Here is a 25547-nt window from a genome sequence, read left to right on the forward strand (position 1 = left end):
GTTACTTGCAGGCGCCGCTGAAGATCACCTTCACATCGGCCGAGAGGCCGGCGATCAGGGCGCGCTGGCTCTTCTCGTCGATCGCGATGCGCACCGGCACGCGCTGGGTGACCTTCACCCAGTTGCCATTGGCGTTCTGCGCCGGCAGCACCGAGAATTCGGAGCCGGTGCCGGCGCCCATCGACTCGACATGGCCCTTCAGCTCAAGGCCCGGATAGGCATCGAAGCTGACCATCGCGCACTGGCCGACCCGCATCTTGTTGAGGTCGGTCTCCTTGAAATTGGCGTCGATCCAGGCCGGCTTGTCCGAGACGATGGTCACCGCGGCGAGGCCGGTGATCATCTGCTGGCCGACCTGCAGGCTCTTGGTCTGGCTGACGATGCCGCTGACCGGCGCGACCACGGTGGTGCGCTGCAGGTCGAGCAGCGCCTTGTCGAGCTGGACGCGGGCGGCGGCGATCGCGGGGTTCTCGCCCGGGACCGCGGCGCCGGTGGCGAGCTTGGCGCGTGCCTCGCTCGCGCTCGCCTGCGCGTTGAGCAGCTGCGCGCGCGCTTGCTCCAGCGCATGCTCCGCCGACTGGAAATTGGCGCGAGTGGTGAAGCCCTGCTTCATGAGGGCAGACTGCCGCTCGTAATTCTCCTGGGCGTTCTGGATCGCGTCCTGCGCCGCCTGGATGTCGGCGCCCTTGCCCTGCGCGCTCACCTGGTCGGTGTTGAGCTGCACCTGCGCCGCGGCAATCGCGGCCTGGGCCTGGGCGACGGCGATCTTGTAGGGCTCGGGATCGATGCGGAACAGCACGTCGCCGGCCTTGACCGCCTGGTTCTCCTTCACGCCGACATAGACGATGCGGCCGCCGACATCGGTCGAGACCGAGCTCTTGTCCTGCTGGACATAGGCATTGTCGGTCGAGACGCTGTTGCCGCCGGTGAAGTAGAAATAGCCGACGATCGCCAGCAGGATCGCGGGCACGCCGAACATCAGCAGCGGGCGCAGCAGGCTGCGCTTCGGCCTGGCCGGGGCCTCGGGCGCCTCCGGGACGGTGGTGCCTTCGGTCGGGATGGTGATCTTGGTCTCTTCGGACTTCTCGATCTTCGGATCTGCGTCAGCCATTTGCGGCCTCATTGCCCTCTTGAACGTTGCTCAGATTGTCGCGGACCGTCTGCAGCGATCCTGTCAGTTGCTCGCGCTGCTCCGTCGTCAGGCCCCGGAGCATGTCCTCGATCATCACCTCGGCCAGCACCTGCAGCTCGTCGAGCACCGGGCTGGCCTTGTCGGTCACGTGAATCCGCCAGGCGCGGCGATCGGCGGGATCGCGACGGCGCTCGACAAAGCCGGCTTCCTCCAGGCGATCGACCATCCGGCAGGCGGTGATCGGCTCGACTTCGAGCTGATCGGCAAGCTGGCCCTGGTTCATGCCGGGATGACGCGACAGGATCTTCAGCGCGCGCCACTGCGCCACGCTGGCACCGCTGCTGCGCGCGCGCTCGTCGAAACGGCGGCGCAGCAGGCGCGCGGTATCGCTCAGGAGGAATCCAAGACTCTCGGCCATAGCGCGCACATAATAAGCATACTTATAGATTGCAATCTGCAACCAGAGTGCATTGTGCGATGCGGCAATTGCGTGGGGCGCAATCCAACCTAATCCGTCATCCCGGCGAAAGCCGGGATCTCAGGCGGAGGCGGGAAAAGAGCCGCACGAGATCCCGGCTTTCGCCGGGATGACGACCAGAGGTAGAATGGGAATGAGGAGAGCGCCGACATGGCGGAGGAAATGACCGGTGGCTGCCAGTGCGGCCGGGTGCGCTACACGGCGCAGGTCGCGGACGACGAGGCCTATCTCTGCCATTGCCGCATGTGCCAGCGCGCCACCGGCGGCGTCTCGATCGCGTTCAAGAACCTGCGCAAGGCGGACGTCCGCTGGGAGACCGAGCCCGATCGCTACGCTTCCTCGCCGATCGCCCGGCGCGGCTTCTGCCGGGAATGCGGCACGCCGCTCACTTACGAAGCGGATGGCCATCCCTATATGGACCTGACCGTCGGCAGCTTCGACGCGCCCGGCCGCTTCGTGCCCACCGAGCATTCGGGGTGCGAGAGCTGGCACCGGGCGTGGCTTGACACGAGCCGCCTGCCGGCATCACGGACCGACGAGAACCCGAGCCTCGTCAAACGCTGGATGGACAAAGTTGGCCGACTTCCCGACTGAAACGCACCGCTTCCAGAGCTTCGACGGCACCGAGCTGGCCTGGACCGAGATGGGGCAGGGCAGGGATGCGGTGCTGATCCACGGCTATGCCTCGACCGCGGAGATCAACTGGATCCGCTACGGGCACGCCGCCAAGCTGGCGGAGAAGGGCTTCCGGGTGATCATGCCCGATCTGCGCGGCCACGGGATGAGCGCGGCGCCGCACGACGCGGCCAGCTACCCGCCCGACGTGACTGCACGCGACGGGCTGGCGCTGGTCGAGCATCTCGGCCTCACCGACTATGATTTGGGCGGCTATTCGCTCGGCGCGCGCACCACGGTGCGGATGATCGTCGATGGCGGCGCCACGCCGCGCAAGGTGATGCTCGCCGGCATGGGGCTGTCCGGCCTGGTCGCCGCCTCGCGCACCGGCACCTATTTCCGCCGCATCCTCACCAATCTCGGCAGCTTCGAGCGCGGCTCGAGCGAGTGGCTGACCGAGGCCTTCCTCAAGACCTCCAAGGCCGATCCGCTGGCGCTGCTGCCGGTGCTCGACACGTTCGTCGACACGCAGGAGGCGCATCTCCAGCGGCTGACCGAGGAGACCTTGGTCGTCGCCGGCGTCGAGGACGATCACAACGGCTCGGCGCACGAGCTGGCCGACCTGCTGCCCAACGCCACCTTCGTCGAGATTCCGGGCAACCACATGAGCGCCGTCACCCGGCCCGAGCTGGGGCGCGCCATCGCGGATTTCTTCTCGGCTTGACCGGCTGGCGGGGCGCGAGCATCGTCCCGCCATCCAGAAAATCCGAGGGGAATCCGTTCAAATGATCCGCACCGGCATTTCGATGCTCGCGCTTGCCTCGCTGCTCGCCGCCGCCCCGCTGGGCGCGCGCGGCCGCGACGGCGATACCGTCCAGGCCGCGCCCACCGCCGCCGAGGCCAAGGCCTTCGTCGCCGATGCCGAGGCGAAGCTGTTCGCCCAGGGCGTCGTCGCCGCACGGGCCGACTGGGTCTACAACACCTTCATCACCCAGGACACCGAGGCGATGACCGCCCGCGAAGGCGCGGCGCTCACCAAGCTCCAGGTCGATCTCGCGCTCCAGGCGGCCAAGTACAGCAACGTCGCCGGGCTCGACTATGACACCGCCCGCAAGCTCGGCATGCTCCGCAACAAGATCGTGCTGCCGGCACCGACCCGCGCGGGTGCGGCGGAAGAACTGTCCGGCCTCTCGGCCAAGATCACCGGCATCTACGGCGCCGGCAAGGGCACGCTCGACGGCAAGCCGATCAACGGCTCGGACATCGAGGCAGCGATGGGCGAGGTGCGCGATCCCGCCAAGCTCAAGGAGATGTGGGTCAGCTGGAACGACAATGTGGGCGCGCCGATGCGCCCCGATTACGCCAAGCTGGTCGGCATCGCCAATGATGGCGCCAAGGGCCTGGGCTATGCCGATGTCGGCGCGATGTGGCGCTCGGGCTATGACATGGACCCGGCGGCCTTCGCCGCGCTGACCGACAAGATCTGGGACGACCTCAAGCCGCTCTACATCGCGCTGCACACCTATGTGCGCCACAAGCTCAACGAGAAATATGGCGACGCCGTCCAGGCCAACAAGGGTCCTATCCGCGCCGACCTGCTCGGCAACATGTGGGCGCAGGAATGGGGCAATATCTACGACATCGTCGCACCCGCCGGTGCCGGCAGCGTCGGCTATGACGTGGGCGAGTTGCTCAAGGCGAAGAGCTACGACCACATCAAGATGGTCAAGGCCGGCGAGGGTTTCTATTCCTCGCTCGGCTTCAAGCAGCTGCCCGAGACCTTCTGGCAGCGCTCGCAGTTCGTGAAGCCCGCGGACCGCGAAGTCGTCTGCCACGCCTCGGCCTGGGACATCGACAATGTCGACGATCTGCGCATCAAGATGTGCATCAAGGTCAATGCCGACGACTTCGTGACGATCCACCACGAGCTCGGCCACAACTACTACCAGCGCGCCTACAACAAGCAGTCGCCGCTCTACCTCGATGGCGCGAACGACGGCTTCCACGAGGCGATCGGCGACTTCATCGCGCTGTCGATCACGCCCGACTATCTCGTCCAGATCGGCCTGCTCGACAAGGGCCAGGTGCCGAGTGCCGACAAGGACATCGGCCTGCTGCTCCGCCAGGCGATGGACAAGGTCGCGTTCCTGCCCTTCGGCCTGCTCGTCGACAAGTGGCGCTGGGGCGTGTTCTCGGGCCAGATCCCGACCAATGGCTACCAGGCCGGCTGGGACAAGCTGCGCCTCCAGTACCAGGGCATCGTGCCGCCGGTGGCGCGAGACGAGAGCAAGTTCGACCCGGGCGCCAAGTTCCACATCCCGGCGACCACGCCGTACACGCGCTACTTCCTCGCGCGGGTGCTCCAGTTCCAGTTCTACAAGGCGGCGTGCGACCAGGCCGGCTGGAAGGGCCCGCTCCACCGCTGCTCCTTCTACGGCAACAAGGAAGTCGGCGCGAAGCTCGACAAGATGCTGGCGATGGGCGCCTCCAAGCCCTGGCCGGACGCGCTGCAGGAATTCACCGGCTCGCGCGAGATGTCGGGCAAGGCGATGGCCGAATATTTCGCTCCGCTGAAGAAGTGGCTCGACCAGCAGAACAAGGGCCAGACTCAGGGCTGGTGATCATTCGAGGGGTGGGCCGCTGGCTCGCCCTTTTTCGTTCAGGGAGTTCCGGACATGCTCAAATATGCGCTCGTGCTCGCCTCGGTTGCCGTGCCCAACATGGCAATGGCCCAGTCCGCACCCATCGACGGCCCCGTGGCGGTGGAGATCGTCTCCGCCGGCCAGGTCAAGGTGCCGGCCAACCGCTTCCGTTTCTCGGTGAAGGTCACCGGCAAGGGCGCGGACGAGAAGGCGGCGGAGGCCGCACTGGCGGCCAACCGTGCCCGGCTGGTGGCGGCGCTGGGTGCGAAGGGCATTCGCGAGGGCCTGCCGCTCACCGGTGCTGCCTCCAACCCGCTCGCCAGCCTGTTCGGCGCCTTTACCGGGCGCGGCAAGCCGAGCTTCTCGCTCGACGCGCTGGAGGATGGCGAGAAGCCGCAATCGACGGCGAGCGAGACTTTGTTCTTCGATGCGCCCAGCCGGGCCGCGGCGGCTGCCGCCGGGCCGATCGCCGAGGCGAACAGCGGCAAGAAGGATGACGACGTGATCGCGCTGCTCGACGATTATGTCGGCCCGACGCGCCAGGCCAAGGCGGACGCCATCGCCAAGGCGCGCGGCGAGGCGGCTGCCTATGCGTCCGCGCTGGGACTGCGCAAGGCGTCGATCGTGCGGATCAGCGAGAAGCAGGACATGGTCGCCGGCTCTATGAGCTTCTTCCTCGAGCTGATCGGCATGTTCGCCAGCAAGCCGGGGGCGGGCTCGGATAGCGTGACGGTGAACGCCAACCTGTCGGTGGAATTCCAGCTGAGCCGCTAGAGAACCGGTTCGGTTGGTAGAACGAGGGGCACCCGAGACCTGGCAAGGAAGACCGGAACGGCCCCGTTTTCAATCCTCCCCCTTTCGAAAGGGGGAGGATTGGGCCGGTCGGAGAAGGTCCGTCAGCACAGGGATTGCGTGCCGCAATCCGCCTGGATCAGGCGCAGAGGCGGCTGGAGCAATGCGTGCTGTTCTCGTTCCAGAATGTGAGAAACAGGGACGGAAGGTAGTCCGGCGGACCGTCCGGTCCGAGGCATGTATCGCCGCCGACATCCGACTCGAAGCATTGACGCGCCGCGTCATAGTCTTCGGGATTGGCGTTGATGCACCGAGTGGCGATGGTCTGGCATTGCGCGTAGGAAAGATTGTCCGCCTTCGATGCCGTCGTGGTCACCAGCATCAGCGGTATCGAAAGGGCTGCCACACCAAGCATTTTCATAGAAGCACTCCTGCCTGACCGAAGGGTTTCGGTCAGTGGAATTTTGCTCATCTTTCAGGTGGGGCAACAAGTGTGCCGGGCCGTTTCGGACCATTATGTCCTGTCGCCCGTCACGCTTCATGATTCCTGAGGGGCCTCCCCATCCGGAATCATGTTCTCGTCGATGATCTGCGCATCCCACTCCGCCGAACTGTCGGTGCCGTCGGGCTGGTGCGCGCGCGGTGCTTCGGCTTCGGGCTGCTTCTCGGGATCGATCATCGTGCATCTCCTAAAAGGCTGGATGCATGATACCATGATGTGCCGCCATTGTAGACCGTTCAGCCCTCGGTTTTGATGCCCCGGGCTGCAAGCGCCTTTCTGGCGGCCTGCGCCGAATAGGTGTCGGAAGGGTCCTCGTCGCCCAGTTCGGATTCCGCGACCGGGGTCGCGCGGATCAGCGGTACGGAGCCGAAAGCCACTCCTTCGATTGTCCGCACGTCGCGGCTGAGAATGATATGGCTCAAGGGGCGATGGTCGTCAGCAAGCCCGCAAAACAGAATTGCTCCATGCGTCTCGACGTCCTGGGCTGTCTCGAAGCCGCTTGAGACGAAATCGCCGATGTCGATCAGTGCCTTCGCCCAACTCTCGATCTGTCGGGCATCCAGCGCTTCCCCATCTTCGAACTCCATGAACAGCTCGCACTGCGAGCCGTTCTCCGGCGCCGCGATGCCGGCCCAGGGCGTGGAGAGGCCATCGGTCGCGAGCGTGAGCCCCTCCGCGGTGCTGATGGCGTACACGCGTCGATGCGGTCCGCCCCATTCCGTCTGATTGTGGTCGTTCGTCTCGCTGCGATCGGAAACGAAATCGGGGGCAAGCGCACCTTGCGTTTGCCAGAAGGCCCGTCTCGCCGCGGCAGCAGCCTCGTAGATAGGATCGTCCGGCCCCCGCGGGACGATCGCCGGGTCGAATTCCGTGTCCAGCGTCACTTGGCCAGCCTGGGCACTCCATCGGATCGTGACCTTGTTGAACCTCTCGGTCGGCGCTTCCGCCAGCCTTTCAACCACCTCGCTGATCGTGTCGCCGGCCGCGCTGTCGTCCAGGCCGGTCACGTACGTGCCCTCGGCGTTCCGGTAGCCGCCCTCGCAAGTCGAGACTGCGGCTTGCAGCGGGGTGGCGATCCATTCGCCGCTGACGGCGCCCGGCGGCGCTTTGTCCAGGACGATCTCCAGATCCGCGATTGCATCGGCGAGCGCATAGGGCATCGCATTCTCCCTTCCGAGGGAAGCTTAACCCGGCGCCCACCTGCGCAGGCGGCAGATGTCTCCGATACGGATCAGCATTGCCGCCTGTCGTACGGGCATCCTGGTGATCGCGCGCTCGATCAGCGGAACGGCGGCTCGTTGAACGCGCGCAGCTTGCGCGAGTGGAGGCGGGGGCCTTCGCGGCGCAGTTCCTCGCAGGTCTCGATGCCGATCTTGAGGTGCTCGGCGATCGCGCGCTCGTAGAAGCGATTGGCCTGGCCCGGCAGCTTCAGCTCGCCGTGGAGCGGCTTGTCCGAGACGCAGAGCAAGGTGCCGTAGGGCACGCGGAAGCGATAGCCCTGTGCCGCCAGCGTCGCGCTTTCCATGTCGATGCCCACCGCGCGGCTCAGCGAGAAGCGCAGCGCCGACTTCGAGTAGCGCAGCTCCCAGTTGCGGTCGTCGGTGGTGACGATCGTGCCGGTGCGCAGCCGCTGCTTGAGCTCCTCGCCCGACTGGCCCGAGACCGTCTCGGCGGCGCGGGCCAGCGCGAGCTGGACTTCGGCGATGGCCGGAATCGGGATCTCCGGCGGCAGCACGTCGTCCATGATATGGTCGTCGCGGAGGTATGCGTGGGCGAGGACATAGTCGCCGATCCGCTGGCTCGGGCGCAGGCCGCCGCAGTGGCCGATCATCAGCCAGGCCTCGGGGCGCAGCACCGCGAGGTGATCGGTGATCGTCTTGGCGTTGGACGGGCCGACGCCGATGTTGACCAGCGTGATGCCCGTGCCGTCCCTGGCCATCAGGTGATAGGCCGGCATCTGGTGCCGCCGCCACGCCGAGGTGTCGTTGAGCAGCCGGTCGGTATCGTCCCCGGCCTCGACCAGGATGCCGCCCGCGCCCGATACGCCGGTGAAGCGCGAGCCTTCGCCGAGCTGGTCGACCGCCCAGCGGACGAACTCGTCGACATAGCGGTGATAGTTGGTGAACAGGATGTACTGCTGGAAATGCTCGACCGGCGTGCCGGTATAGTGGCGCAGGCGCGCCAGCGAGAAATCGGTGCGCAGCCCGTCGAACAGCGCCAGCGGGCGGGTCTCGTCCACCGACATCCACAACCCGTCGGCGATCTCGTCGCCGATATGCGCCAGCTCGGTCGCCGGGAAGTGGCGGCCCAGCTCGGTGACCGAGATCTGGTCCATCGCCGCGATGTGGCCGGGATCGAGCACGTACGGGAAGGGAATCTCCTGCCGCCCGGTGACGGCATGGACCTCGACGTCATAATCCTCGATCAGGAAGGTCAGTTGCTCGGTGAGGTAGCGGCTGAACATCGCCGGGCGGGTGACCGAGATGCGATACTCGCCTTCCTCGACCAGCCGGCCGAACGAGCGGCGCGGGGTGGGGCGGTTGCGATCGGTGCCGCCGCGATAGGTGAGGCGCAGCTCGGGATAGGCGAAGCTGCCGTCCGTCCGGTCCTCGGGACTCGGCGGCGTGCCTTCGTTGATATAGCGATTGAGGGCGGCTTTGAGGCGATCGACCGAGGCGTTGTAGAGGCGCTCGAGATCGGCGACGATGTCGGATGCTTGAGTCATCTTGCAGGGCTAGTGCCCAAAGATGACGCTGGCAAGACTGCCCTTCAAAAGCCCCTCTCCTTCAGAGGAGGGGTTGGGGAGGGGCAGTGCGGTGCGAGACATCCCCCACCCCAAGCCCCTCCCCTGAAGGGGAGGGGCTTTCAGAGGTTACTTCTTCGCCTTGGGCGCCGGCTCCTTGTCGCCGCCGAGCTGGGTGGCGGCATAGGCGGCACCGCCGACGGCGGCTGCGACGCCCGCGGCGATGCCCGCCGCTGCGATCGGATGCTCCTTCACCGCGGTGACGGTGGCATCGACCGCGTCGCCGATCGCTTCCTGCGCCTGGGCGAGGAAGCTCTTGGCGTTCTCGGTCGCTTCTTCCAAAGTCGTCGGCGTAGCGTTGGCAGTTTCGGTATCGGCCATGACGGTCCCTTTCTGAAGTGCTCGCCGAATCAACTCCGGCGAGCCTCCGACGGTTCCGTTACGCCACCGTGTTCAGATCACAGCTTGCCGAGCAGATAATCGGCCGAGCTGACTTCGAACTGGCCCGGCGCCTCGACGTTGAGCTGCTCGACCACGCCGTCATTGACCAGCATAGAGAAGCGCTGGCCGCGCGTGCCCATGCCGAACTTCGATCCGTCCATGGTCAGGCCGATCGCCTTGGGGAAATCGCCATTGCCGTCGGCGAGCATCGTCACCTTGCCGGCGACCCCGCTCTGCTGGCCCCAGGCGCCCATCACGAACGCGTCGTTGACCGCGGTGCAGGCGATCTCGTCGATGCCCTTCGCCTTGATCTCCTCGGCCTTCTCGACAAAGCCCGGCAGGTGCTTGGCCGAGCAGGTGGGGGTGAAGGCGCCCGGCACCGAGAAGAGCGCGACCTTGCGGCCGGCGAAGAAATCGTCCGAGGCGATCTGCTCCGGGCCGCCCTCGGTCACCTTGACGAAATTGACGCTGGGGATGCGGTCGCCAACCTGGATGGTCATCTTGCTCTCCTGGAAATTCGAGTCTGGAAATTCAGTGGAGCCGTTCAATCGGCGCGCCGGGGATGATTTTCAAGCGTGGCGGAGCCGAAACGGTGCGGCTACGTTGATCGGCGATGGACTCGACGCGCTTCCTCACCGGCCAGTTTCTCCTCGCAATGCCGGGCATCGGCGATCCGCGCTTCGAACGCGCCGTGATCGCGATGTGCGCGCATGACGGGGAGGGCGCGCTCGGCATCGGCATCGGCGACACGATCGACGGGCTGACGCTGCACGACCTGCTCAAGCAATTCGAGATCGAGCCCGGCCTCGCCCCCGACACGCCGGTGCATTTCGGGGGGCCGGTGGAGCCGCGGCGGGGATTCGTACTGCACTCGCCCGATTGGGGCGGGCAGGATACTATCGACGTTGGCGGGCGCTGGGCGCTGTCCGGCACGATCGACGTGCTGCGCGCGATCGCCGAAGGGACCGGCCCGTCCAAATGGATCGTCGCGCTCGGCTATGCCGGGTGGAGCGAGGGCCAGCTCGACAGCGAGCTGGCGCGGCACGGCTGGTTCAACACCGACGGCACGCCCGACCTGATCTACGACATCGACGCCGAGGATCGCTGGGCGGTCGCCTTTGCCGGGGCCGGCATCGATCCGCGGCTGCTTGCGAACAGCGCGGGGACGGCGTGAAGCACCTTTTGCTCCTGGCCGGCGCAATATTGCTCGCCGGCGGGGTGGCGCCGCCGGAAGGGAAGGTCGTCGCCTCGATCGACCTCGCCAAGCCGTTCGCCACGCGCTCGCCCTGGCGCCTGACCGCGACGCAGGGCCCCGATGTCGAGGGCGTTGCGGGCAACCAGGAACCCGGCAAGATCGCCCTGTGCCTGAGCAAGGATGCGGGACGCAGCTGCGACCCGGGCCTGGCCGGTCTGCTGCTCGCGGGCGAGCCCGACTACTTCTCGGATCCCCATTATCTCGATCCGCCCGAGATCGTGCATCCGGCATCCGGGCGGGCGCTGCTGCTCCTGCGGGTGGCGAGCGTCCATAGCGGCAACGGCAACCAGCGCGTCGCCACCCGGCTGCTCGCCTATGATCGCGCGAGGGACGGCTTCGTCACCGCCTATGCGCAGCGGACCGGGCGCAACAACAACGAGGAGGTCCGCTATGTCGCTGACGGCGCGCTGAAGGGCGCGATGATCTTCGCCGAGCCGACCGCCGACGCGCCGTTCGGCTATTGGATCAGCGTCAGCCGGCCCGATGCCGGCCTGCGCTACAGCCAGGTGCTGCGCTTCCGCAGCGCGACCATCTATGGCGACCGCAACCCGCTGGCGGTGATCGATTCCGAGATGCCCAACCTCCAGCAGCGCCTGGGGCTGTGGCGGCCGGGCAAGCCGTTGCCACTGCCCGCCGGGCGTGCCTGTCCGAGGCCGCATCTGGTCAAGTCGGTCCTGTGGTGCAGCTGAGGCGATAGCCTAGTTGGTCTCGTTGGGATCCGGCTCGTCGTCGCCGCGGACATAGACCTTGCCTTCCTGCATCCGGATGCGGATCAGCGTGTCGGTGTGCGGCGCGGTGCAGAAGCTGCTGACGCCGTTGATCTCGGCCCTTTCCTCGGTCTCGCGCTTCTTGAGCACGAAGCGCACCGGCATGCTGCAGGTGCTGGCGCCACCCGCCTTGAAGCGCAAGGTCGCCTTGCTCGGCAGCAGCGGCTGGCGGAACTCGTTGTTGCTCCAGCGCGGCTTCCTGCCCGGCTTGGCGTTGTCGACATAGAAGCCGACCACGTCATAGGTGGCGGTCTCGTTGACGATCAGCACGCAGCCGAGCTTCCAGCAATTGACCTTGATGTGCTCGGGCGCGTTGAGCCGTGCCCAGATCATCGAGCGGGCATCCTGGTCCGCCACGCCATGCTGCGGCACCGAACCGGCAAATTCCATCTGCGCCTTGGCGGGCGCGGCGAAGGCAAGCGAAGCGAGCAGGGCAGACGCTAGGAACCGGAACATGGCGGCCTCACCTATCGGGAACGACGCCGCTATCCTGCGCGACGGCGCGGCTTTCGTCACGGGCCATAATCTGGGGTACCATCATTTCCGGCGAATTGCCGCCCGGCCGTTTGCGGGCCGGGCGGCGCCGATCGTCAGGCCGGCTCGGCCACGCGGACGCGCAGGACCCGCGCAGCCGCGACCATCGCGTCGATCGCCGGCTTCACTTCCTCCCATTTCCGGGTCTTGAGCCCGCAATCGGGGTTCACCCACAGCTGCTCGGGCGCGAGATGCGCCTGGGCGAGCCGCATCAGCTCGACCATCTCGTCGACGCCCGGCACGCGCGGCGCGTGGATGTCGTACACGCCCGGCCCGATCGCGCTCGGATAGCGATAGGCGGCAAAGCCCTGGAGCAGCTCCATCTGCGAGCGCGCGGTCTCGATCGAGATCACATCGGTGTCCATCGCGCCGATCGCCGGCAGGATGTCGTTGAACTCCGAATAGCACATATGCGTGTGGATCTGCGTGGCGTCGGCCACGCCCGAAGCGGTCAGGCGGAAGGCATCGACTGCCCAGTCGAGATAGGCCTGCCAGTCGCGCTTGCGCAGTGGCATGCCCTCGCGCAGCGCCGCCTCGTCGATCTGGATCGCCTTGCAGCCGGCCGCCTCCAGGTCGAGCACTTCGTCGCGGATCGCCAGCGCGATCTGCCGGCACGATGCCGAGCGCGGCTGGTCGTCGCGCACGAAGCTCCAGTTGAGGATCGTCACCGGCCCGGTCAGCATGCCCTTCATCGGCTTGGTCGTCAGCGACTGGGCATAGCGCCACCACTCGACCGTCATCGGCTCGGGCCGCGAGACGTCGCCATAGAGGATCGGCGGCCGCACGCAGCGCGAGCCATAGGACTGCACCCAGCCATTCACCGTGAAGGCGAAGCCGGCGAGCTGCTCGCCGAAATACTGGACCATGTCGTTCCGCTCGAACTCGCCGTGCACCAGCATGTCGAGCCCGGCTTCCTCCTGCCAGCGGATCGTCCGCTCGGTCTCCTCGCGCAGGAACTGCTGATAGGCCGCACTGTCGAGGTTGCCGCGATTATGTTCGGCGCGTGCGTGGCGCACCTCGGCGGTCTGCGGGAACGAGCCGATCGTGGTGGTCGGGAAGGGCGGCAGGTCGAGCACTTCCGCCTGTACGGTGGCGCGTGTCGCATAGGGCGAGGTCCGCTCGCGCATCGCTGCAGTCACCGCAGCCATCCGCGCCGCGACCTTGGGGTCGTGGATGCGCGGCGAGACCTTGCGCGCCGCTGCTGCCGCGCTCGATGCGGCCAGCTTGTCCGCCACCCGGCCGCGCCCGCCATTGAGCGCATCCTTGAGTGTCGCCAGCTCGTCGATCTTCTGCACCGCGAAGGCGAGCCACTGCTTCACTTCCTCGTCGAGCTTCGGCTCCAGCGCCAGGTCCACCGGCACATGCAGCAGCGAGCAGGACGGTGCGAGCACCAGGTCGCGGGTCGCTGCGATCGGCTCCAGCCGGTCGAGCAGCTTTTCCAGGTCGGCCCGCCAGATGTTGCGTCCGTCGATCACGCCGAGGGACAGCAACAGGCCCTTGGGCGCGGCCACCAGCAGCTTGTCGAGCTGGTCCGGCGCGCGGACGAGATCGACGTGCAGCCCGGCCACCGGCAGGTTCACCGCCAGAGTGAGGTTGTCCTCCAGCGCGCCGAAATAGGTGGCGAGCATGATCTTGAGGCCGAGACGCGGCAGCTTGGCATAGGCGCGGGTGATCGCGGCGCGCTGGCGGTCGCTCAGGTCGGTGACGAGGATCGGCTCGTCGATCTGCACCCACTGCGCGCCGGCGTGCTGGAGCTGGGTCAGCACTGCCGAATAGAGGCCGAGCACTTCGTCGAGATAGTCGAAGGGATCGACGTCGCGGCCCTTGGCCAGGCTCAGCCAGGTGACCGGCCCGAGCAGCACCGGCCGCGTCTCATAGCCGAGCGCTTTGGCCTCGCGATATTCGTCGACGATCTTGGAGGAGGAGAGGGCGAGTTGCTGCCCGGCGACCAGCTCGGGCACCATGTAGTGATAGTTGGTGTCGAACCATTTGGTCATTTCCTGCGCGGTGTGGCCATGGCCATGCGCGCAGCCACTGGTTTCCCCCGTCGTGCCGCGCGCCATCGCGAAATAGGTGCTGAGGTCGGCCGTGCCGGCGGCGACGCCATAGCGCTCCGGGATCGCGCCCAGCATCAGGCTGGTGTCGAGCACATGGTCATAGAAGGAGAAGTCGTTCGACGGGAGCCAATCGACGCCGATCGCGGCCTGGCGGGCCCAGGCGGCGGCGCGCAGGCCGGCGGCGGAATCGAGCAGTTCGGCTTCGGTGGACTTGCCGCTCCAGAATTTCTCCAGAGCGAATTTCAGCTCGCGCCGCGGACCGATCCGCGGAAAGCCGAGCGTGGCAACAGTGACGGTCATGGTCTTCATACCCCGATGAAGGGCGGGGGAGGCCGGCATGGACACGCACACGCACCGCGAACGGACGGATGGCCCGGCCGCGGCAAGCAGGCGGCCAAACCGGGCACCCCGCCGGTGGACGTTATCGCGTCAAAGGCAGGTCTCCTGGCTCACGGGTCAGCGCGGACGATCCGTCTTCCCAGGGTTGCCCCCAGTGACATGCTGGACCGCCGCTCGCCGCTTACAGTTGCGGGGGCAGCGCCGGATTCGCACCGGCTTCCCGTCTTGGCTTCCGGGCAAGCCGGAAGAACCTTCGACGCTATAAGCATCCGCGCGCCGGGGTCGCGCGTCAAGAGTGATATAAAGATTTCTTTATGTCTTTATGTCCGTGGCTAGGGGGCTCTCCTCGCGCACTCCATTCCGTCATCCCCGCGAAGGCGGGGATCCAGGGTGGCAGAGCGATGTCCTTCGTGACTCTGGATCCCCGCCTTCGCGGGGATGACGGCGGATAGGGATGGGGATGATGGAGGAAGAAGGGGGCGGCGGCGATTTAACGCTTCCCAGCCACCTCCCGACCAGCCCGGTCCACCCGCAGCCACGTCCCGCCGGCATACCAGTGATGCTCGCCATCCCCCGTCAGCGAGCATCCCATGCAAACCTCGCCAAAGCCCTTCTCGAACGGCATCGCCCCGTCATAGCGCCGCGCGATCACCAGCCGCAGCGTCCGGTCGACATAGCCGATCTTGCCCTGCCACTCGGACCGCGCCCGCCCATTCACGAACGGATCGGCGCCATTGTCCATCGTCATCACCGGCGCGGTGCGGCCGTTGCGGCGGACATAGTGGAAGCTCTTGCCGACATGGATGGTGGCGAGGCCCGAGCGGTCGAAGTCCAGCCGCTTCAGGTGCGCTGGCGCCAGCCGGAGCGTGCCGTCGTTCGCCTGCGCGGCGCAGTCCGGGAAGGTGTCGAGCTCGCCGCCGCGCGGGGCATGGAAGCAGGGGAGGGGATAGCTCTGCTGCGCCGGCTCAGCCGGAGCCGTGAGCGTCAGGAGCGGAAGCATCAGCCACTGCATGGCGCGAGGCTATCACGCTGCTGTGTCCTGTACAAAGACCGGCTCGCCACGACATATAAAGATATCTTTATATCCGGGTTGCGTGCCTCCCGCGAAGCCTGTAGGGCGCCCGCATCCGCAGCCGGCGATTCCCGGCGCGTAACCGATTCACATCTGGAGACAGCTCGTGGCTACCGTGCTCGACAAGGACTATGTCATCAAGGACCTCTCGCTTGCCGCCTTTGGCCGCAAGGAGATCGAGATCGCCGAGACCGAAATGCCCGGCCTGATGGCGCTCCGCGCCGAGTTCGGCGCTTCGAAGCCGCTCAAGGGCGCGCGCATCACCGGCTCGCTGCACATGACGATCCAGACCGCCGTGCTGATCGAGACCCTCAAGGAACTCGGCGCCGAGCTGCGCTGGGCGACCTGCAACATCTACTCGACCCAGGACCACGCCGCGGCTGCCATCGCCGAGGCCGGCATCCCCGTCTTCGCCGTCAAGGGCGAGACGCTCGAGGAGTATTGGGATTACGTCATCCGCATCTTCGACTGGGGCCAGGACCAGACCTGCAACATGATCCTCGACGATGGTGGCGACGCCACCATGTTCGCGCTGTGGGGCGCGCGCGTCGAGGCGGGTGAAGCGCTGTTCACCCCGTCGAACGAAGAGGAAGAGATCTTCGTCGCCACGCTGAAGCGCTTCCTCGCCGAGCGTCCGGGCTACCTGACCAAGACCGTCGCCACGATCAAGGGCGTGTCGGAAGAGACCACCACCGGCGTCCACCGCCTGTACGAGCTGTCGAAGAAGGGCAAGCTGCCCTTCCCGGCGATCAACGTGAACGACAGCGTCACCAAGTCGAAGTTCGACAACCTCTATGGCTGCAAGGAATCGCTGGTCGACGCGATCCGTCGCGCCACCGACGTGATGCTCGCCGGCAAGGTCGCCTGCGTCGCCGGCTTCGGTGACGTCGGCAAGGGCTCGGCCGCTTCGCTCCGCAACGGCGGCGCCCGCGTGCTCGTGACCGAAATCGATCCGATCTGCGCGCTGCAGGCGGCGATGGAAGGCTATGAAGTCGTGACGATGGAAGAGGCCGCCACCCGCGCCGACATCTTCGTCACCGCCACCGGCAACGAAGCCGTGCTCACCGTCGATCACATGCGCGCGATGAAGAACATGGCGATCGTCTCGAACATCGGCCACTTCGACAGCGAGATCGAGATCGCCGGCCTCGCCAACTTCAAGTGGACCGAGATCAAGCCGCAGGTCGACGAAGTCGAGTTCCCGGATGGCAAGAAGATCATCGTGCTGTCGAAGGGCCGCCTGGTGAACCTCGGCAACGCGACCGGCCACCCCTCGTTCGTGATGTCGTCGTCCTTCACCAACCAGGTCCTCGCCCAGATCGAGCTGTGGACCAAGTCGGACACCTACAAGAACGACGTCTATGTGCTCCCGAAGCACCTCGACGAGAAGGTCGCGGCGCTCCACCTCGACAAGCTCGGCGTGAAGCTCACCAAGCTGACGCAGAAGCAGGCGGATTACATCGGCGTCACCGTCGAGGGTCCGTTCAAGCCGGATCACTATCGCTACTGATCCCGCGCGCGGCCTTCGGGCCGCTGCGGTGCAAAAGGGTCGCGCAGCCGAAAGGTCGCGCGGCCCTTTTCCGTTTATTGCGCATTGTGCGCCGCAAAACACGAAAAGAAGCGTCTTTCGTGCATCGGCGTGTCAAAAATGTCGCACCGCCAAACCTAAAGTGTTTCCCCGGTGTTGCGAGATACATTGCTCGTTGATGAATGATGTGCTGATCTTGCAGGCTCAGGTGATCGCCAGTCCGATCTTTTGCAGGATCGAGACCGGATGAAATGGTTAAAGAACCAAGTAAGGGGCGAAACATGAACCAATCCTTCTCGCGGCGCCGTGCCGCAACCCTCTCTGCATCGACGCTTGCGCTCGCGTTGATGTTCACGAGCGGGGCTGCGCAGGCGCAGGACACCGCGCAGGTGCCCGAGTCCGACACCCAGGCCGCCCCGGCGGCCACCCAGGCCGACGACACCCCCATCATCGTCACCGGCTCGCGCATCGCGCGCAACCGTAACGACACCGTCGAGCCGGTGCAGACGCTGAGCAGCGAGCAGATCGAAGCCCGCGGCTTCAACACGCTGGGCCAGGCGCTCAACGAACTGCCCTCGTTCGGCGTCGCGGATTCGTCGCCGGTCGGCCTCCAGTCGAGCTTCGGCCCGGGCCAGAGCTTCGTGAACTTCTTCGGCCTCGGCTCGCAGCGCACCCTGACCCTGGTCAACGGCCGCCGCTTCGTCGGCTCGAACACCTCGGCGATCTTCGGCCCGACCGGCTCGGGCGGCGACCAGGTCGACCTTAACGTCATCCCGACCAAGCTGATCGACCGCGTCGAGACCGTCGCCGTCGGCGGCGCGCCGATCTACGGTTCGGACGCGATCGCGGGCACGATCAACGTCATCCTGAAGCGCGACTATCAGGGCTTCGAGATCGACGCGCAGAAGGGCATCTCGGATCGCGGCGACGCCGCCGACTTCCGCGTCCGCGCGCTGGCCGGCCACACCTTCGGCCGCCTCAACATCACCGTGGCGGGCGAGTATAACGAGTCCGACGGCCTGCTCTACACCGATCGCGACCTCGCCGCGCGCGGCCGCTATTTCGACACCAAGGTCGATTCGAGCTACGCCTTCTCGCGCCAGTTCTACAACGACCGCCGCATCCCGGGCATCTCGCAGTACGGCATCCCGCTCGTCGGCCGCTATCTCTATGACGCGCTCGGCGTGAACTCGGTGCTGTCGCCGCGCTACCAGAACTCGTTCTTCGGCGGCCCCTACAGTCCCGGCGTCAACGGCGGCACCCCCGGCCAGAACCTGCGCTTCGATGCGAACGGCAACCTGGTTCCGATCAACTTCGGCACCCCGACCAGCTTCACCAACGCGTCGGGCGGCAACGGCTTCAGCCTGACCGAGCTGTCGAACCTGCTGACCAACACCAAGCGCTACAGCGGCATCGCGATGGCGTCCTATGACGTCAGCGACGACATCCGCTTCTTCGGCGAGGCCTGGTACTCGCACTCCGAAGGCACCAACCTGCGCGATCAGCCGGAATACAAGTCGGGCTTCTTCGGCGCGCCGGGCACCCCCTCGGGCGACGTCATCCTGAGCATCAACAACCCGTTCTTGTCGCCGGCGGCGCGGGCGTCGATCGTCCAGTCGATCAACGATCCGAACTGCTTCACGCTCAGCGACCAGTGCATGGGCTACACGGCCAACCAGGACTATTTCTACCTCGGCCGCGCGAACACCGACCTGACCACCGGCCGCGTCCGTGGCCAGGTGGACATCGTCCGCTTCGTCGGCGGGTTCGACGGGTCGTTCAACGTGTTCGGCGACAAGGAATGGAAGTGGGAAGTCGTCGGCAACTATGGCCGGTCGACGGTCAAGAGCCGCCAGCCGACCATCGTCGAGCAGAACTTCCTGAACGCCGTGGGCGCGATCACCGCCGCGAACCCGACCGGCACGCCGTGCCTTGCCGGCCTGCCGAACTCGAGCGCGCCGACGGTCAGCTCGACCTGCGCGCCGCTCAACCTGTTCGGTTCGGGCGTCGCCAGCCAGGCGGCTCGCGACTATATCACCGGCATCGCCACGCCGCGTTCGGTGAACACCCAGAAGGACTTCACCGCCTCGCTGACCGGTCCGCTCTTCAAGCTGCCGGGCGGCGACCTGTCGTTCGCGATCGGCTATGAGCACCGCGACGAGCACCAGAAGTTCGATCCGGGCGCGATCTTCCTCGGCGGTCCGGATCCCACGTCGAACGTCGACGAGAATGGCGACGGCATCCCGAACAACGATCGCGTTTCCTACGGCCAGAACGTGCCGATGGCGCCGATCAACGCGGGCTACAACACCGACGAAATCTTCGGCGAAATCCAGGCCGACCTGATCGGTCCGGACAACAACATCCCGCTCATCCGCTCGCTGCAGTTCCAGGGCGCGATCCGCTATGTCGATCACTCGGTGAACGGCGGCGCGGTGACCTGGACGGCGGGTGGCCGCTGGCAGCCGATCGCGGACATCACCTTCCGCGGCAACTACACCCACTCGATCCGCTCGCCCTCGATCACCGAGAGCTCGGCCCCGGCGCAGAGCTTCTTCGGCTTCGCGACCGATCCGTGCGACCGTCTGGAGCGTGCCAACGGCCCGAACCCGACGACCCGTGCGGCGAACTGCACCGCGGCGCTGGCCGCGGCGGGTCTGACCCCGGCGCAGATCGCCAATTTCGACGCGCTGTCGGACGAGCGTTCGTTCACCCAGGCGATCCAGGGCTCGCCGACCCTCAACAACGAAACCGCCAACAGCTGGACGGTGGGTGCGGTGTTCGAGCCGACCTTCCTCCGCGGCTTCTCGCTCACCGCGGACTATGTCGATATCCGGGTGAAGGGCGTCATCACCTCGTTCAGCGGCGATGACGTGGTCAATGGCTGCTATGACAGCTCGGCCTATCCGTCGAACCCGTTCTGCAGCCGTCAGCTGCGCGACAGCTCGGGCCAGCTCTCGTACATCGTCACCGGTTACGTGAACCAGGACGAGCTGCGCTATCGCGGCATCGTCGCCCAGGGCCAGTATCGCAGCAAGACGCCGTTCCTCGGCGCCAACAGCTCGATCGGCCTCTCGGTCAGCTACCAGCACCTGTTCGAGCTCTCGAGCACGACCGCTGGCACCAAGACCACGACCAACGGTTCGGTCGGCTACTCGACCGACAAGGGCGTCGTCTCGCTGACCTATGACAACTCGGGCTTCGGGCTGTTCCTGCAGGGCCAGTATATCGGCCCGGCGCTGCGTTCGGTGAACGCTGCTCCGAACTACGAGCCGTTCAACCACGAGAATGCGATCTTCTTCACCAACATGGGCGTGACCATGGACGTGGCGGAGCGCTTCCAGGTGCGTCTGAACGTCGACAACCTGTTCGACACGGCGCCGCCGTTCCCGTCCTCGGGCACCAGCGACGTCTATTTCCGTGGCGCACTGGGTCGTTACTTCCACGTGGGCTCGACCATTCGCTTCTAAGCGAACCCGAGTTCAGGCAATCGGGGCCGGGCGGTTTTCCGCCCGGCCCTTTTTGTTGCGCGAGCGCTTTCCGCCGGTGGGAAACTTGGCCTAAGGGTGGTCGATGCTTCCGGCTGGCGAACGACAATTGTGATCCACATCGCGCAATCCGCTGCGGTGGTCGCAGGCGCCGTGCTCGCGCTGCTCGTCATCGGCGGGGTATGGGCGCTGTTCGCCGGGCTGCGCGCCCGGGCCGAGGCTGCCACGATCGCCGAGACCAATGCGCAACTTGCCGCGCTGATCAGCGGTTCGCCCGCCCAGGCGATGCTGGTCCGTGCCGACGGCCGCATCGAGCTGCCGCGCCGGCTGGGCGACTGGCTGGGCTTCCGGGACCTGCCGCGCGAGCTGGGCGATCTCAGCACTGTCGATGCCGGGCTGCTGCCCGAGGACGCCGATGCGCTGGGCGTCCAGGTTTCCGCAGCGCAGAAGGCCGGCAAGCCGTTCAGCCTTTCCGTGCGCGCGCACGGCTCCGAGCGTGCCCTGCTGGTGATCGGCGAGCGGGCGCCCCAGGCCGTAAACGCCCCCGGTGGGGTCGTCCTCTGGTTCCTCGATGCGACCGAGAGCCAGTCCGAGATCAACCGCCTTCAGCGGGAGGCGACCCGCCTGCGCGCTGCCTTCGACGCGCTCACCGCGCTGATCGAGGCTGCGCCGATGCCGATGTGGTATCGCGGTGCCGACCTGCGCCTGCTCATGGTCAACACCGCCTATGTCGAGGCGGTCGAGGGCAAGGATTCCGAGGATGTTGTCGCCCGCGGGCTCGAGCTGGTCGAGGGCGTCGGCATGGGCGGGCCGCTCGCCAATGCCGCGATCGCGCGCGACACCGGCGAGCCCCAGACCGCGGCGATGCCCGCGACGATCGGCGGCAAGCGCCGGATGCTGCGCCTCCACGACATGCCGCTCGGCACCGGCGGCGTCGCCGGCTTCGCGGTCGATATCGAGGAGCTCGAACAGGCGCGGGGTGGGCTCAAGCGCTTCGCCGCCGCCCAGCGCGCGATGCTCGACCGGATTTCGGCGGGCGTCGCCCAGTTCGGTGCCGATCGCAGCCTGATCTTCTCCAACCAGCCGTTCCGCCGCATGTTCGCGATGAAGAACGAATGGCTGGCCGACCGCCCCGAGTTCGACCGGGTGCTCGATCGCATGCGCGAGGCCAATCGCCTGCCCGAGGTGCGCGACTATCCGGCCTGGAAGGCGGAGCGGCGCGAATGGTTCGTCGCGCCCGATGCGGTCGAGGAGACCTGGAGCCTCGGCGCCACGCACATGCGCGTCGTCGCCCAGCCGCTGCCCGAAGGCGGGCTGCTGCTGCTGTTCGAGGACCAGACCCAGCAGTTCGAGCTGCAGCGCGAGCATGGCGAGATGCAGCAGGTGCGCACCGCCACGCTCGAGGGCCTGGCCGAGGCGGTCGCCGTGTTCGGCAAGGGCAGGCTCCAGTTGTGGAACCGCAAGTTCCGCCAGGTCTGGGGCTTCGAGGACGCGTTCCTCGATGGCCATCCCCAGGTGCAGGCGCTGGTCCGCGCCTTCGGGCCGAAGCTGGTCAAGGCATCGCGTGCCGACATCATCGGCGACCTGATCCGCATCGCCGCGCAGGATCGCCAGTCGCGCGGCTCCAGCATCGCCTTTGCCGATGGCCGGCATTTCGACATCACCGCGGTGCCCTTGCCCGACGGCAATGCGCTGGTGACCATGCTCGACACCACCGATCATCACCGCGCCGAGCGTGCGCTCAGCGCCCGCAACGAGGCGCTGGAGGCGGCGGACCGGGTCAAGACCTCGTTCCTCGCGAACATGAGCTACGAGCTCCGCACCCCGCTCACTTCGATCAAGGGGTTCGCCGAGATGCTGCACGGCGGCTTTGCCGGCCAGCTGAGCGAGAGCGGCCAGGAATATTCGGAGGCGATCCTCGTCTCGGTCGAGCGGCTGGGCACGATGATCGACGAGGTGCTGGACCTGACCCAGAGCGAGGGCGCTCCGCTGGAAAAGGCGCCGGTCGATATCGAGCATGCCGCCCAGAACGCCGCCGAGGCGGTCGCGCCGCTCGCCAAGGCCAAGAACATCGAGCTGGTGGTCGAGGATGCCGGCAGCGCGGGCAGCATCACCGGCGATGCGCGCCGCGTCCGCCAGGTGATCGAGCATCTGCTGCGCCACGCGGTCTCGGCGACGCCGGACGGGGGCAGGGTGCTGCTCCATCTCGACGGCAACAAGCGCGTCGCCCGCGTGATCGTCTCGGACAATGGGCCGGGCATGACGCGGGAGCAGGTGGCGAGCGCCTTCGACCGCTTCGCCCAGTTCGGCAATGCCCGTGGCAACCAGCGCTCGCTGGGTCTGGGCCTCCCGATCGCCAAGCAGTTCGTCGACGCGCACCGCGGCCGCATCGAGCTAATCTCCGAGCCGGGGGAGGGGACGCTGGTGACGGTGGAGCTGCCGCGGAAATGAGGAAGGGCGCCCTTCAAATCCTCCCCCAGCTTGCTGGGGGAGGGGGACCGCCGGCGAAGCCGGTGGTGGAGGGGCCGGCGCACCGCGCCGGTTTCACTGTCGCGCCCCTCCACCATTCGCTGCGCGAATGGTCCCCCTCCCCGAGACAAGCTCGGGGAGGATTTTGATGACCATGCACCTCCACACACCCGAAGAATCACTCGAACTCGGCCGTCGCCTCGCCGGTCTCGCCCGCCCCGGCGACGTGATCGCGCTGTCCGGCCCGCTCGGTGCCGGCAAGACCAGCATCGCCCGCGGGCTTCTGGCGGCGCTCGGGCTGGAGGAGGAGGCGCCGTCTCCGAGCTTCGCGATCGTCCAGCCCTATGAGCCGCCCGAGGTGCGCTTCCCGGTGCTGCACGTCGATCTCTATCGGATCGACGATCCGTCCGAGGCCGAGGAGCTGGGCCTCGACGACGCCCGCTACGATTCGCTGCTGATCGTCGAATGGCCCGAGCGGCTGGGCGCGGCGGCGTGGCACGATGCGCTGTGGCTGTCCCTGGATGTGGCACCGGACGGCGCGCGCGTCTTGACAGCGAAGGTGCCCGCGGCATGGAAGGACCGATGGTCCCTGACATGAATCCGCCCGCCGCGGCGCCCGACTTCCTCGTTGCCGCCGGCTGGGGTGGCGCCGAGATCCGTCCGCTCGCCGGCGACGCCTCGTTCCGCCGCTATTTCCGCGTGGTGGAGCATGACCGCACCGCGATCCTGATGGACGCGCCGCCGCCGCACGAGGACCCGCGCCCCTTCATCAACATCGCCCGCTGGCTGACCGACCATGGCTTCGCCGCGCCCGAGATCCTGCACGAGGACCTGACCGAGGGCCTGGTCCTCATCCAGGACTTCGGCGACGCCCGCATGCGCGAGACCGTCGATGCCGCGCCCGAGAGCGAGCTCAGGCTCTACGAAGAAGCGATCGACCTGATCATCCGCCTCGCCGGGCACCCCGCGGCGGATCTGCTCAAGCCCTACAGCCTCGCCGAGTACCACCGCGAGGCGAACCTGCTTCCCGAATGGTATTGCCCCGCGGTCGGACTCGACGTCGACATGGAGGGCTATCGCGCCGCCTGGGACGAAGTGCTCGCGCCGGTGCTCACGGGTCACACGCCTGTCACGGTGCTGCGCGACTACCATGTCGAGAACATCATGCTGATCGACGGTAGCGCGGAGACCTTGGGCCTGCTCGACTTCCAGGACGCACTGGCGGGCCATCCCGCCTATGACCTCGTCTCGCTGCTGCAGGACGCGCGCCGCGACGTGCCGGTCGAGCTCGAGACCGCGATGCTCGATCGCTACAAGCGCATCACCGGCGCCGGCGACGCGTTCGACGTGGCCTATCACGTGCTTGGCGCCCAGCGGAACGCCAAGATCGTCGGCATCTTCACCCGGCTGTGGAAGCGCGACGGCAAGCCACGCTACCCCGGCCTCTGCCCGCGCGTCTGGACCTATCTCAACCGCGATCTCCAGCATCCGGCGCTCAAGCCGGTCGCCGACTGGTTCGAGGCGAACATCCCCGCCGACATGCGCGGCGACCCACTCACCATAGCAGGTTCCGGCGCAGGCGCATGAAACCCTCCGCCACCTATTCGCTGCGTCCGAACCCGGACGTGGCCCTGCCCGAGACCGCGATGGTGATGGCCGCCGGCCTCGGCAAGCGCATGCGCCCGCTCACCGTCACGCGCCCCAAGCCGCTGGTCGAGGTCGCCGGCAAGACGCTGCTCGACCATACGATGGATCATCTGCGCGAGGCCGGGATCCAGCGCGCCGTGGTCAACGTCCATTATCTCGCCGACCAGGTCGAGGCGCACCTCAAGGTCCGCGCCGGCGATGTCGAGGTGCTGATCTCGGACGAGCGCGCCCAGCTGATGGAGACCGGCGGCGGCATCGTCCAGGCCCGCGAGCTGCTCGGCGACAAGCCCTTCTTCACGGTGAACAGCGACACGCTCTGGGTCGACGGCCCGATCGGCTCGCTCAACGCGCTCGCCGCCGCCTGGGACGACGAGAAGATGGACGCGCTGCTGCTGCTCGTGCCCCTTGCCCGCGCATACAGCCACAAGGGCCAGGGCGATTTCCGCCTCGACCCGCTCGGCCGCATCACCGAGCGCCGCAAGCCCGGCCGCCTCGCGCCGTTCGTCTATGCCGGCGCCCAGATCCTCCACCCCCGCGTGATCCGCGACTGGCCCGAGGGCCCGTTCTCGACCAACCTGTTCTGGAACCGCGCGATGGAGCAGGGGCGGCTGTGGGGCACGGTCCACCAGGGGCTGTGGTTCGATGTCGGCACGCCGGGGGCAGTCAAGGAAGCCGAAGAGATATTGGCGGCGGTTTGAGGGCTCAGTCGTCCACAGGCGATTTTCCTGTGCACGAAACCCCCAAAGGGGCGTCGATTAACCAATCTCCTCTTGTTCCGGCCTGAAACGGCAATAGAATCATTACTGCACTGACGAACTCAGTGTCCGACAGGTGGTCCAAACATCTTTCGGGCTGGCTGCGTCGGTTGCCCCCGCGGGTGTCCAACGAAGGGTCTCCAAAACCATTTCGTTCCTAGGCGGGCAACCGACGCCGTCAGAGCCTATCTCACTTCATGCGATTATCGCAACGAGTGGTTTTCTGTTTTCAACAGTCGCGTTGTGCTGCCCCACTCCCTAGCTGAATAAATGGGCGCTAGGGTGTCGCCC

Annotated in this window: 23 protein-coding genes and 1 riboswitch; of the genes, 12 read left to right on the top strand and 11 right to left on the bottom strand. The window is 66.8% G+C overall.

The genetic code is table 11. The features are described from left to right. Nucleotide 1: 1 nt before the first annotated feature. Together ACEN8G_RS07150 and ACEN8G_RS07155 are read right to left on the bottom strand one after the other, a co-directional pair. A complete protein-coding gene (locus ACEN8G_RS07150; protein ID WP_307118723.1) occupies nt 2–1111 on the bottom strand; it encodes an HlyD family secretion protein in 1110 nt (369 codons plus the stop codon). After that, nucleotides 1104–1550, bottom strand: coding sequence for a MarR family winged helix-turn-helix transcriptional regulator (locus ACEN8G_RS07155; RefSeq protein WP_307118724.1), 447 nt, complete (start codon nt 1548–1550; stop codon nt 1104–1106). Before ACEN8G_RS07155 ends, ACEN8G_RS07150 begins: the two co-directional genes overlap by 8 nt. A gap of 210 nt (nt 1551–1760) precedes the next feature. On the opposite strand from ACEN8G_RS07155, the gene ACEN8G_RS07160 reads away from it, so the two are divergent. The 4 genes from ACEN8G_RS07160 (at nt 1761) to ACEN8G_RS07175 (ending at nt 5641) form a co-directional block, all read left to right on the top strand. Continuing rightward, nucleotides 1761–2204, top strand: coding sequence for a GFA family protein (locus tag ACEN8G_RS07160; protein ID WP_413416297.1), 444 nt, complete (start codon nt 1761–1763; stop codon nt 2202–2204). Then, a complete protein-coding gene (locus tag ACEN8G_RS07165) occupies nt 2185–2949 on the top strand; it encodes an alpha/beta fold hydrolase (protein ID WP_413416298.1) in 765 nt (254 codons plus the stop codon). The genes ACEN8G_RS07160 and ACEN8G_RS07165 overlap by 20 nt, the downstream gene beginning before the upstream one ends. Before the next feature lie 61 nt (nt 2950–3010). Beyond that, nucleotides 3011–4846, top strand: a complete 1836-nt coding sequence (locus ACEN8G_RS07170) for a M2 family metallopeptidase (protein WP_413416299.1) — start codon at nt 3011–3013, stop codon at nt 4844–4846. Nucleotides 4847–4900: 54 nt separating this feature from the next. Next, on the top strand, nt 4901–5641 hold the full coding sequence (locus ACEN8G_RS07175) for an SIMPL domain-containing protein (protein ID WP_413416300.1): 741 nt from the start codon (nt 4901–4903) through the stop codon (nt 5639–5641). Nucleotides 5642–5798: 157 nt separating this feature from the next. On the opposite strand, the gene ACEN8G_RS07180 is transcribed toward ACEN8G_RS07175, so the two are convergent. The 6 genes from ACEN8G_RS07180 to ACEN8G_RS07205 form a co-directional block, all read right to left on the bottom strand. Beyond that, nucleotides 5799–6080, bottom strand: coding sequence for a hypothetical protein (locus tag ACEN8G_RS07180; protein WP_413416301.1), 282 nt, complete (start codon nt 6078–6080; stop codon nt 5799–5801). Between the two features lie 117 nt (nt 6081–6197). After that, entirely contained in the window at nt 6198–6338 is a 141-nt protein-coding gene (locus tag ACEN8G_RS07185; protein WP_413416302.1) for a hypothetical protein, read from the bottom strand. Between the two features lie 59 nt (nt 6339–6397). Beyond that, nucleotides 6398–7321, bottom strand: a complete 924-nt coding sequence (locus tag ACEN8G_RS07190; protein WP_413416303.1) for a hypothetical protein — start codon at nt 7319–7321, stop codon at nt 6398–6400. Between the two features lie 119 nt (nt 7322–7440). Continuing rightward, nucleotides 7441–8886 (bottom strand): AMP nucleosidase, encoded by a 1446-nt coding sequence (locus ACEN8G_RS07195; protein ID WP_413416304.1) that lies wholly within the window; start codon nt 8884–8886, stop codon nt 7441–7443. Nucleotides 8887–9033: 147 nt separating this feature from the next. Beyond that, nucleotides 9034–9285, bottom strand: coding sequence for a hypothetical protein (locus ACEN8G_RS07200; protein ID WP_307118732.1), 252 nt, complete (start codon nt 9283–9285; stop codon nt 9034–9036). 77 nt (nt 9286–9362) lie between these two features. Further along, complete coding sequence (locus ACEN8G_RS07205; RefSeq protein ID WP_413416305.1) at nt 9363–9845, bottom strand: peroxiredoxin; 483 nt, start codon at nt 9843–9845, stop codon at nt 9363–9365. A 113-nt stretch (nt 9846–9958) separates the two neighbouring features. On the opposite strand from ACEN8G_RS07205, the gene ACEN8G_RS07210 reads away from it, so the two are divergent. Both ACEN8G_RS07210 and ACEN8G_RS07215 read left to right on the top strand, forming a co-directional pair. After that, on the top strand, nt 9959–10519 hold the full coding sequence (locus tag ACEN8G_RS07210) for a YqgE/AlgH family protein (RefSeq protein WP_307118734.1): 561 nt from the start codon (nt 9959–9961) through the stop codon (nt 10517–10519). Further along, nucleotides 10516–11289 carry a hypothetical protein gene (locus ACEN8G_RS07215; RefSeq protein WP_413416306.1) on the top strand — a complete coding sequence of 258 codons (774 nt, stop codon included), beginning with the start codon at nt 10516–10518 and terminating at the stop codon, nt 11287–11289. The genes ACEN8G_RS07210 and ACEN8G_RS07215 overlap by 4 nt, the downstream gene beginning before the upstream one ends. Nucleotides 11290–11298: 9 nt before the next feature. Here ACEN8G_RS07215 and ACEN8G_RS07220 read toward each other — a convergent pair whose 3' ends face one another. The 3 genes from ACEN8G_RS07220 to ACEN8G_RS07230 form a co-directional block, all read right to left on the bottom strand. After that, a complete protein-coding gene (locus ACEN8G_RS07220; RefSeq protein WP_413416307.1) occupies nt 11299–11823 on the bottom strand; it encodes a hypothetical protein in 525 nt (174 codons plus the stop codon). A 134-nt stretch (nt 11824–11957) separates the two neighbouring features. Beyond that, the gene (gene metE, locus ACEN8G_RS07225) at nt 11958–14258 is read right to left on the bottom strand and encodes a 5-methyltetrahydropteroyltriglutamate--homocysteine S-methyltransferase (protein WP_413416308.1); all 2301 of its coding nucleotides are present in this window, start codon (nt 14256–14258) and stop codon (nt 11958–11960) included. Between the two features lie 116 nt (nt 14259–14374). Further along, nucleotides 14375–14567: riboswitch (cobalamin riboswitch) on the bottom strand. Between the two features lie 220 nt (nt 14568–14787). Further along, a complete protein-coding gene (locus ACEN8G_RS07230; RefSeq protein WP_413740762.1) occupies nt 14788–15297 on the bottom strand; it encodes a WG repeat-containing protein in 510 nt (169 codons plus the stop codon). Between the two features lie 178 nt (nt 15298–15475). Between ACEN8G_RS07230 and ahcY the strand changes: the two genes are divergently transcribed. From ahcY to ACEN8G_RS07260, 6 genes are all read left to right on the top strand, one after another. After that, nucleotides 15476–16879 carry an adenosylhomocysteinase gene (gene ahcY / locus ACEN8G_RS07235; RefSeq protein WP_413416310.1) on the top strand — a complete coding sequence of 468 codons (1404 nt, stop codon included), beginning with the start codon at nt 15476–15478 and terminating at the stop codon, nt 16877–16879. Nucleotides 16880–17244: 365 nt separating this feature from the next. After that, nucleotides 17245–20367: a TonB-dependent receptor domain-containing protein gene (locus ACEN8G_RS07240; protein WP_413740763.1), complete on the top strand. Its 3123-nt coding sequence runs from the start codon at nt 17245–17247 to the stop codon at nt 20365–20367. Between the two features lie 129 nt (nt 20368–20496). Further along, nucleotides 20497–22836, top strand: a complete 2340-nt coding sequence (locus ACEN8G_RS07245; protein WP_413416312.1) for an ATP-binding protein — start codon at nt 20497–20499, stop codon at nt 22834–22836. A gap of 172 nt (nt 22837–23008) precedes the next feature. Further along, complete coding sequence (gene tsaE, locus ACEN8G_RS07250; protein WP_413418453.1) at nt 23009–23452, top strand: tRNA (adenosine(37)-N6)-threonylcarbamoyltransferase complex ATPase subunit type 1 TsaE; 444 nt, start codon at nt 23009–23011, stop codon at nt 23450–23452. After that, on the top strand, nt 23437–24441 hold the full coding sequence (locus ACEN8G_RS07255; RefSeq protein ID WP_413418445.1) for an aminoglycoside phosphotransferase family protein: 1005 nt from the start codon (nt 23437–23439) through the stop codon (nt 24439–24441). Before tsaE ends, ACEN8G_RS07255 begins: the two co-directional genes overlap by 16 nt. Beyond that, nucleotides 24438–25199 carry a nucleotidyltransferase family protein gene (locus tag ACEN8G_RS07260; protein WP_413418447.1) on the top strand — a complete coding sequence of 254 codons (762 nt, stop codon included), beginning with the start codon at nt 24438–24440 and terminating at the stop codon, nt 25197–25199. Before ACEN8G_RS07255 ends, ACEN8G_RS07260 begins: the two co-directional genes overlap by 4 nt. Nucleotides 25200–25547 lie beyond the last annotated feature (348 nt).

The organism is Sphingomonas sp. Sphisp66 (genome assembly GCF_047324325.1).
Lineage (GTDB): Bacteria > Pseudomonadota > Alphaproteobacteria > Sphingomonadales > Sphingomonadaceae > Sphingomonas.

What these genes read in the sequence shown, in the direction of transcription:
- ACEN8G_RS07150 (WP_307118723.1), bottom strand. Translation starts at nt 1,111, where the DNA reads ATGGCTGACGCAGATCCGAAGATCGAGAAGTCCGAAGAGACCAAGATC.
- ACEN8G_RS07155 (WP_307118724.1), bottom strand. Translation starts at nt 1,550, where the DNA reads ATGGCCGAGAGTCTTGGATTCCTCCTGAGCGATACCGCGCGCCTGCTG.
- ACEN8G_RS07160 (WP_413416297.1), top strand. Translation starts at nt 1,761, where the DNA reads ATGGCGGAGGAAATGACCGGTGGCTGCCAGTGCGGCCGGGTGCGCTAC.
- ACEN8G_RS07170 (WP_413416299.1), top strand. Translation starts at nt 3,011, where the DNA reads ATGATCCGCACCGGCATTTCGATGCTCGCGCTTGCCTCGCTGCTCGCC.
- ACEN8G_RS07175 (WP_413416300.1), top strand. Translation starts at nt 4,901, where the DNA reads ATGCTCAAATATGCGCTCGTGCTCGCCTCGGTTGCCGTGCCCAACATG.
- ACEN8G_RS07180 (WP_413416301.1), bottom strand. Translation starts at nt 6,080, where the DNA reads ATGAAAATGCTTGGTGTGGCAGCCCTTTCGATACCGCTGATGCTGGTG.
- ACEN8G_RS07185 (WP_413416302.1), bottom strand. Translation starts at nt 6,338, where the DNA reads ATGATCGATCCCGAGAAGCAGCCCGAAGCCGAAGCACCGCGCGCGCAC.
- ACEN8G_RS07190 (WP_413416303.1), bottom strand. Translation starts at nt 7,321, where the DNA reads ATGCCCTATGCGCTCGCCGATGCAATCGCGGATCTGGAGATCGTCCTG.
- ACEN8G_RS07195 (WP_413416304.1), bottom strand. Translation starts at nt 8,886, where the DNA reads ATGACTCAAGCATCCGACATCGTCGCCGATCTCGAGCGCCTCTACAAC.
- ACEN8G_RS07200 (WP_307118732.1), bottom strand. Translation starts at nt 9,285, where the DNA reads ATGGCCGATACCGAAACTGCCAACGCTACGCCGACGACTTTGGAAGAA.
- ACEN8G_RS07205 (WP_413416305.1), bottom strand. Translation starts at nt 9,845, where the DNA reads ATGACCATCCAGGTTGGCGACCGCATCCCCAGCGTCAATTTCGTCAAG.
- ACEN8G_RS07210 (WP_307118734.1), top strand. Translation starts at nt 9,959, where the DNA reads ATGGACTCGACGCGCTTCCTCACCGGCCAGTTTCTCCTCGCAATGCCG.
- ACEN8G_RS07220 (WP_413416307.1), bottom strand. Translation starts at nt 11,823, where the DNA reads ATGTTCCGGTTCCTAGCGTCTGCCCTGCTCGCTTCGCTTGCCTTCGCC.
- metE (WP_413416308.1), bottom strand. Translation starts at nt 14,258, where the DNA reads ATGACCGTCACTGTTGCCACGCTCGGCTTTCCGCGGATCGGTCCGCGG.
- ACEN8G_RS07230 (WP_413740762.1), bottom strand. Translation starts at nt 15,297, where the DNA reads ATGCTTCCGCTCCTGACGCTCACGGCTCCGGCTGAGCCGGCGCAGCAG.
- ACEN8G_RS07240 (WP_413740763.1), top strand. Translation starts at nt 17,245, where the DNA reads ATGTTCACGAGCGGGGCTGCGCAGGCGCAGGACACCGCGCAGGTGCCC.
- tsaE (WP_413418453.1), top strand. Translation starts at nt 23,009, where the DNA reads ATGCACCTCCACACACCCGAAGAATCACTCGAACTCGGCCGTCGCCTC.
- ACEN8G_RS07255 (WP_413418445.1), top strand. Translation starts at nt 23,437, where the DNA reads ATGGTCCCTGACATGAATCCGCCCGCCGCGGCGCCCGACTTCCTCGTT.
- ACEN8G_RS07260 (WP_413418447.1), top strand. Translation starts at nt 24,438, where the DNA reads ATGAAACCCTCCGCCACCTATTCGCTGCGTCCGAACCCGGACGTGGCC.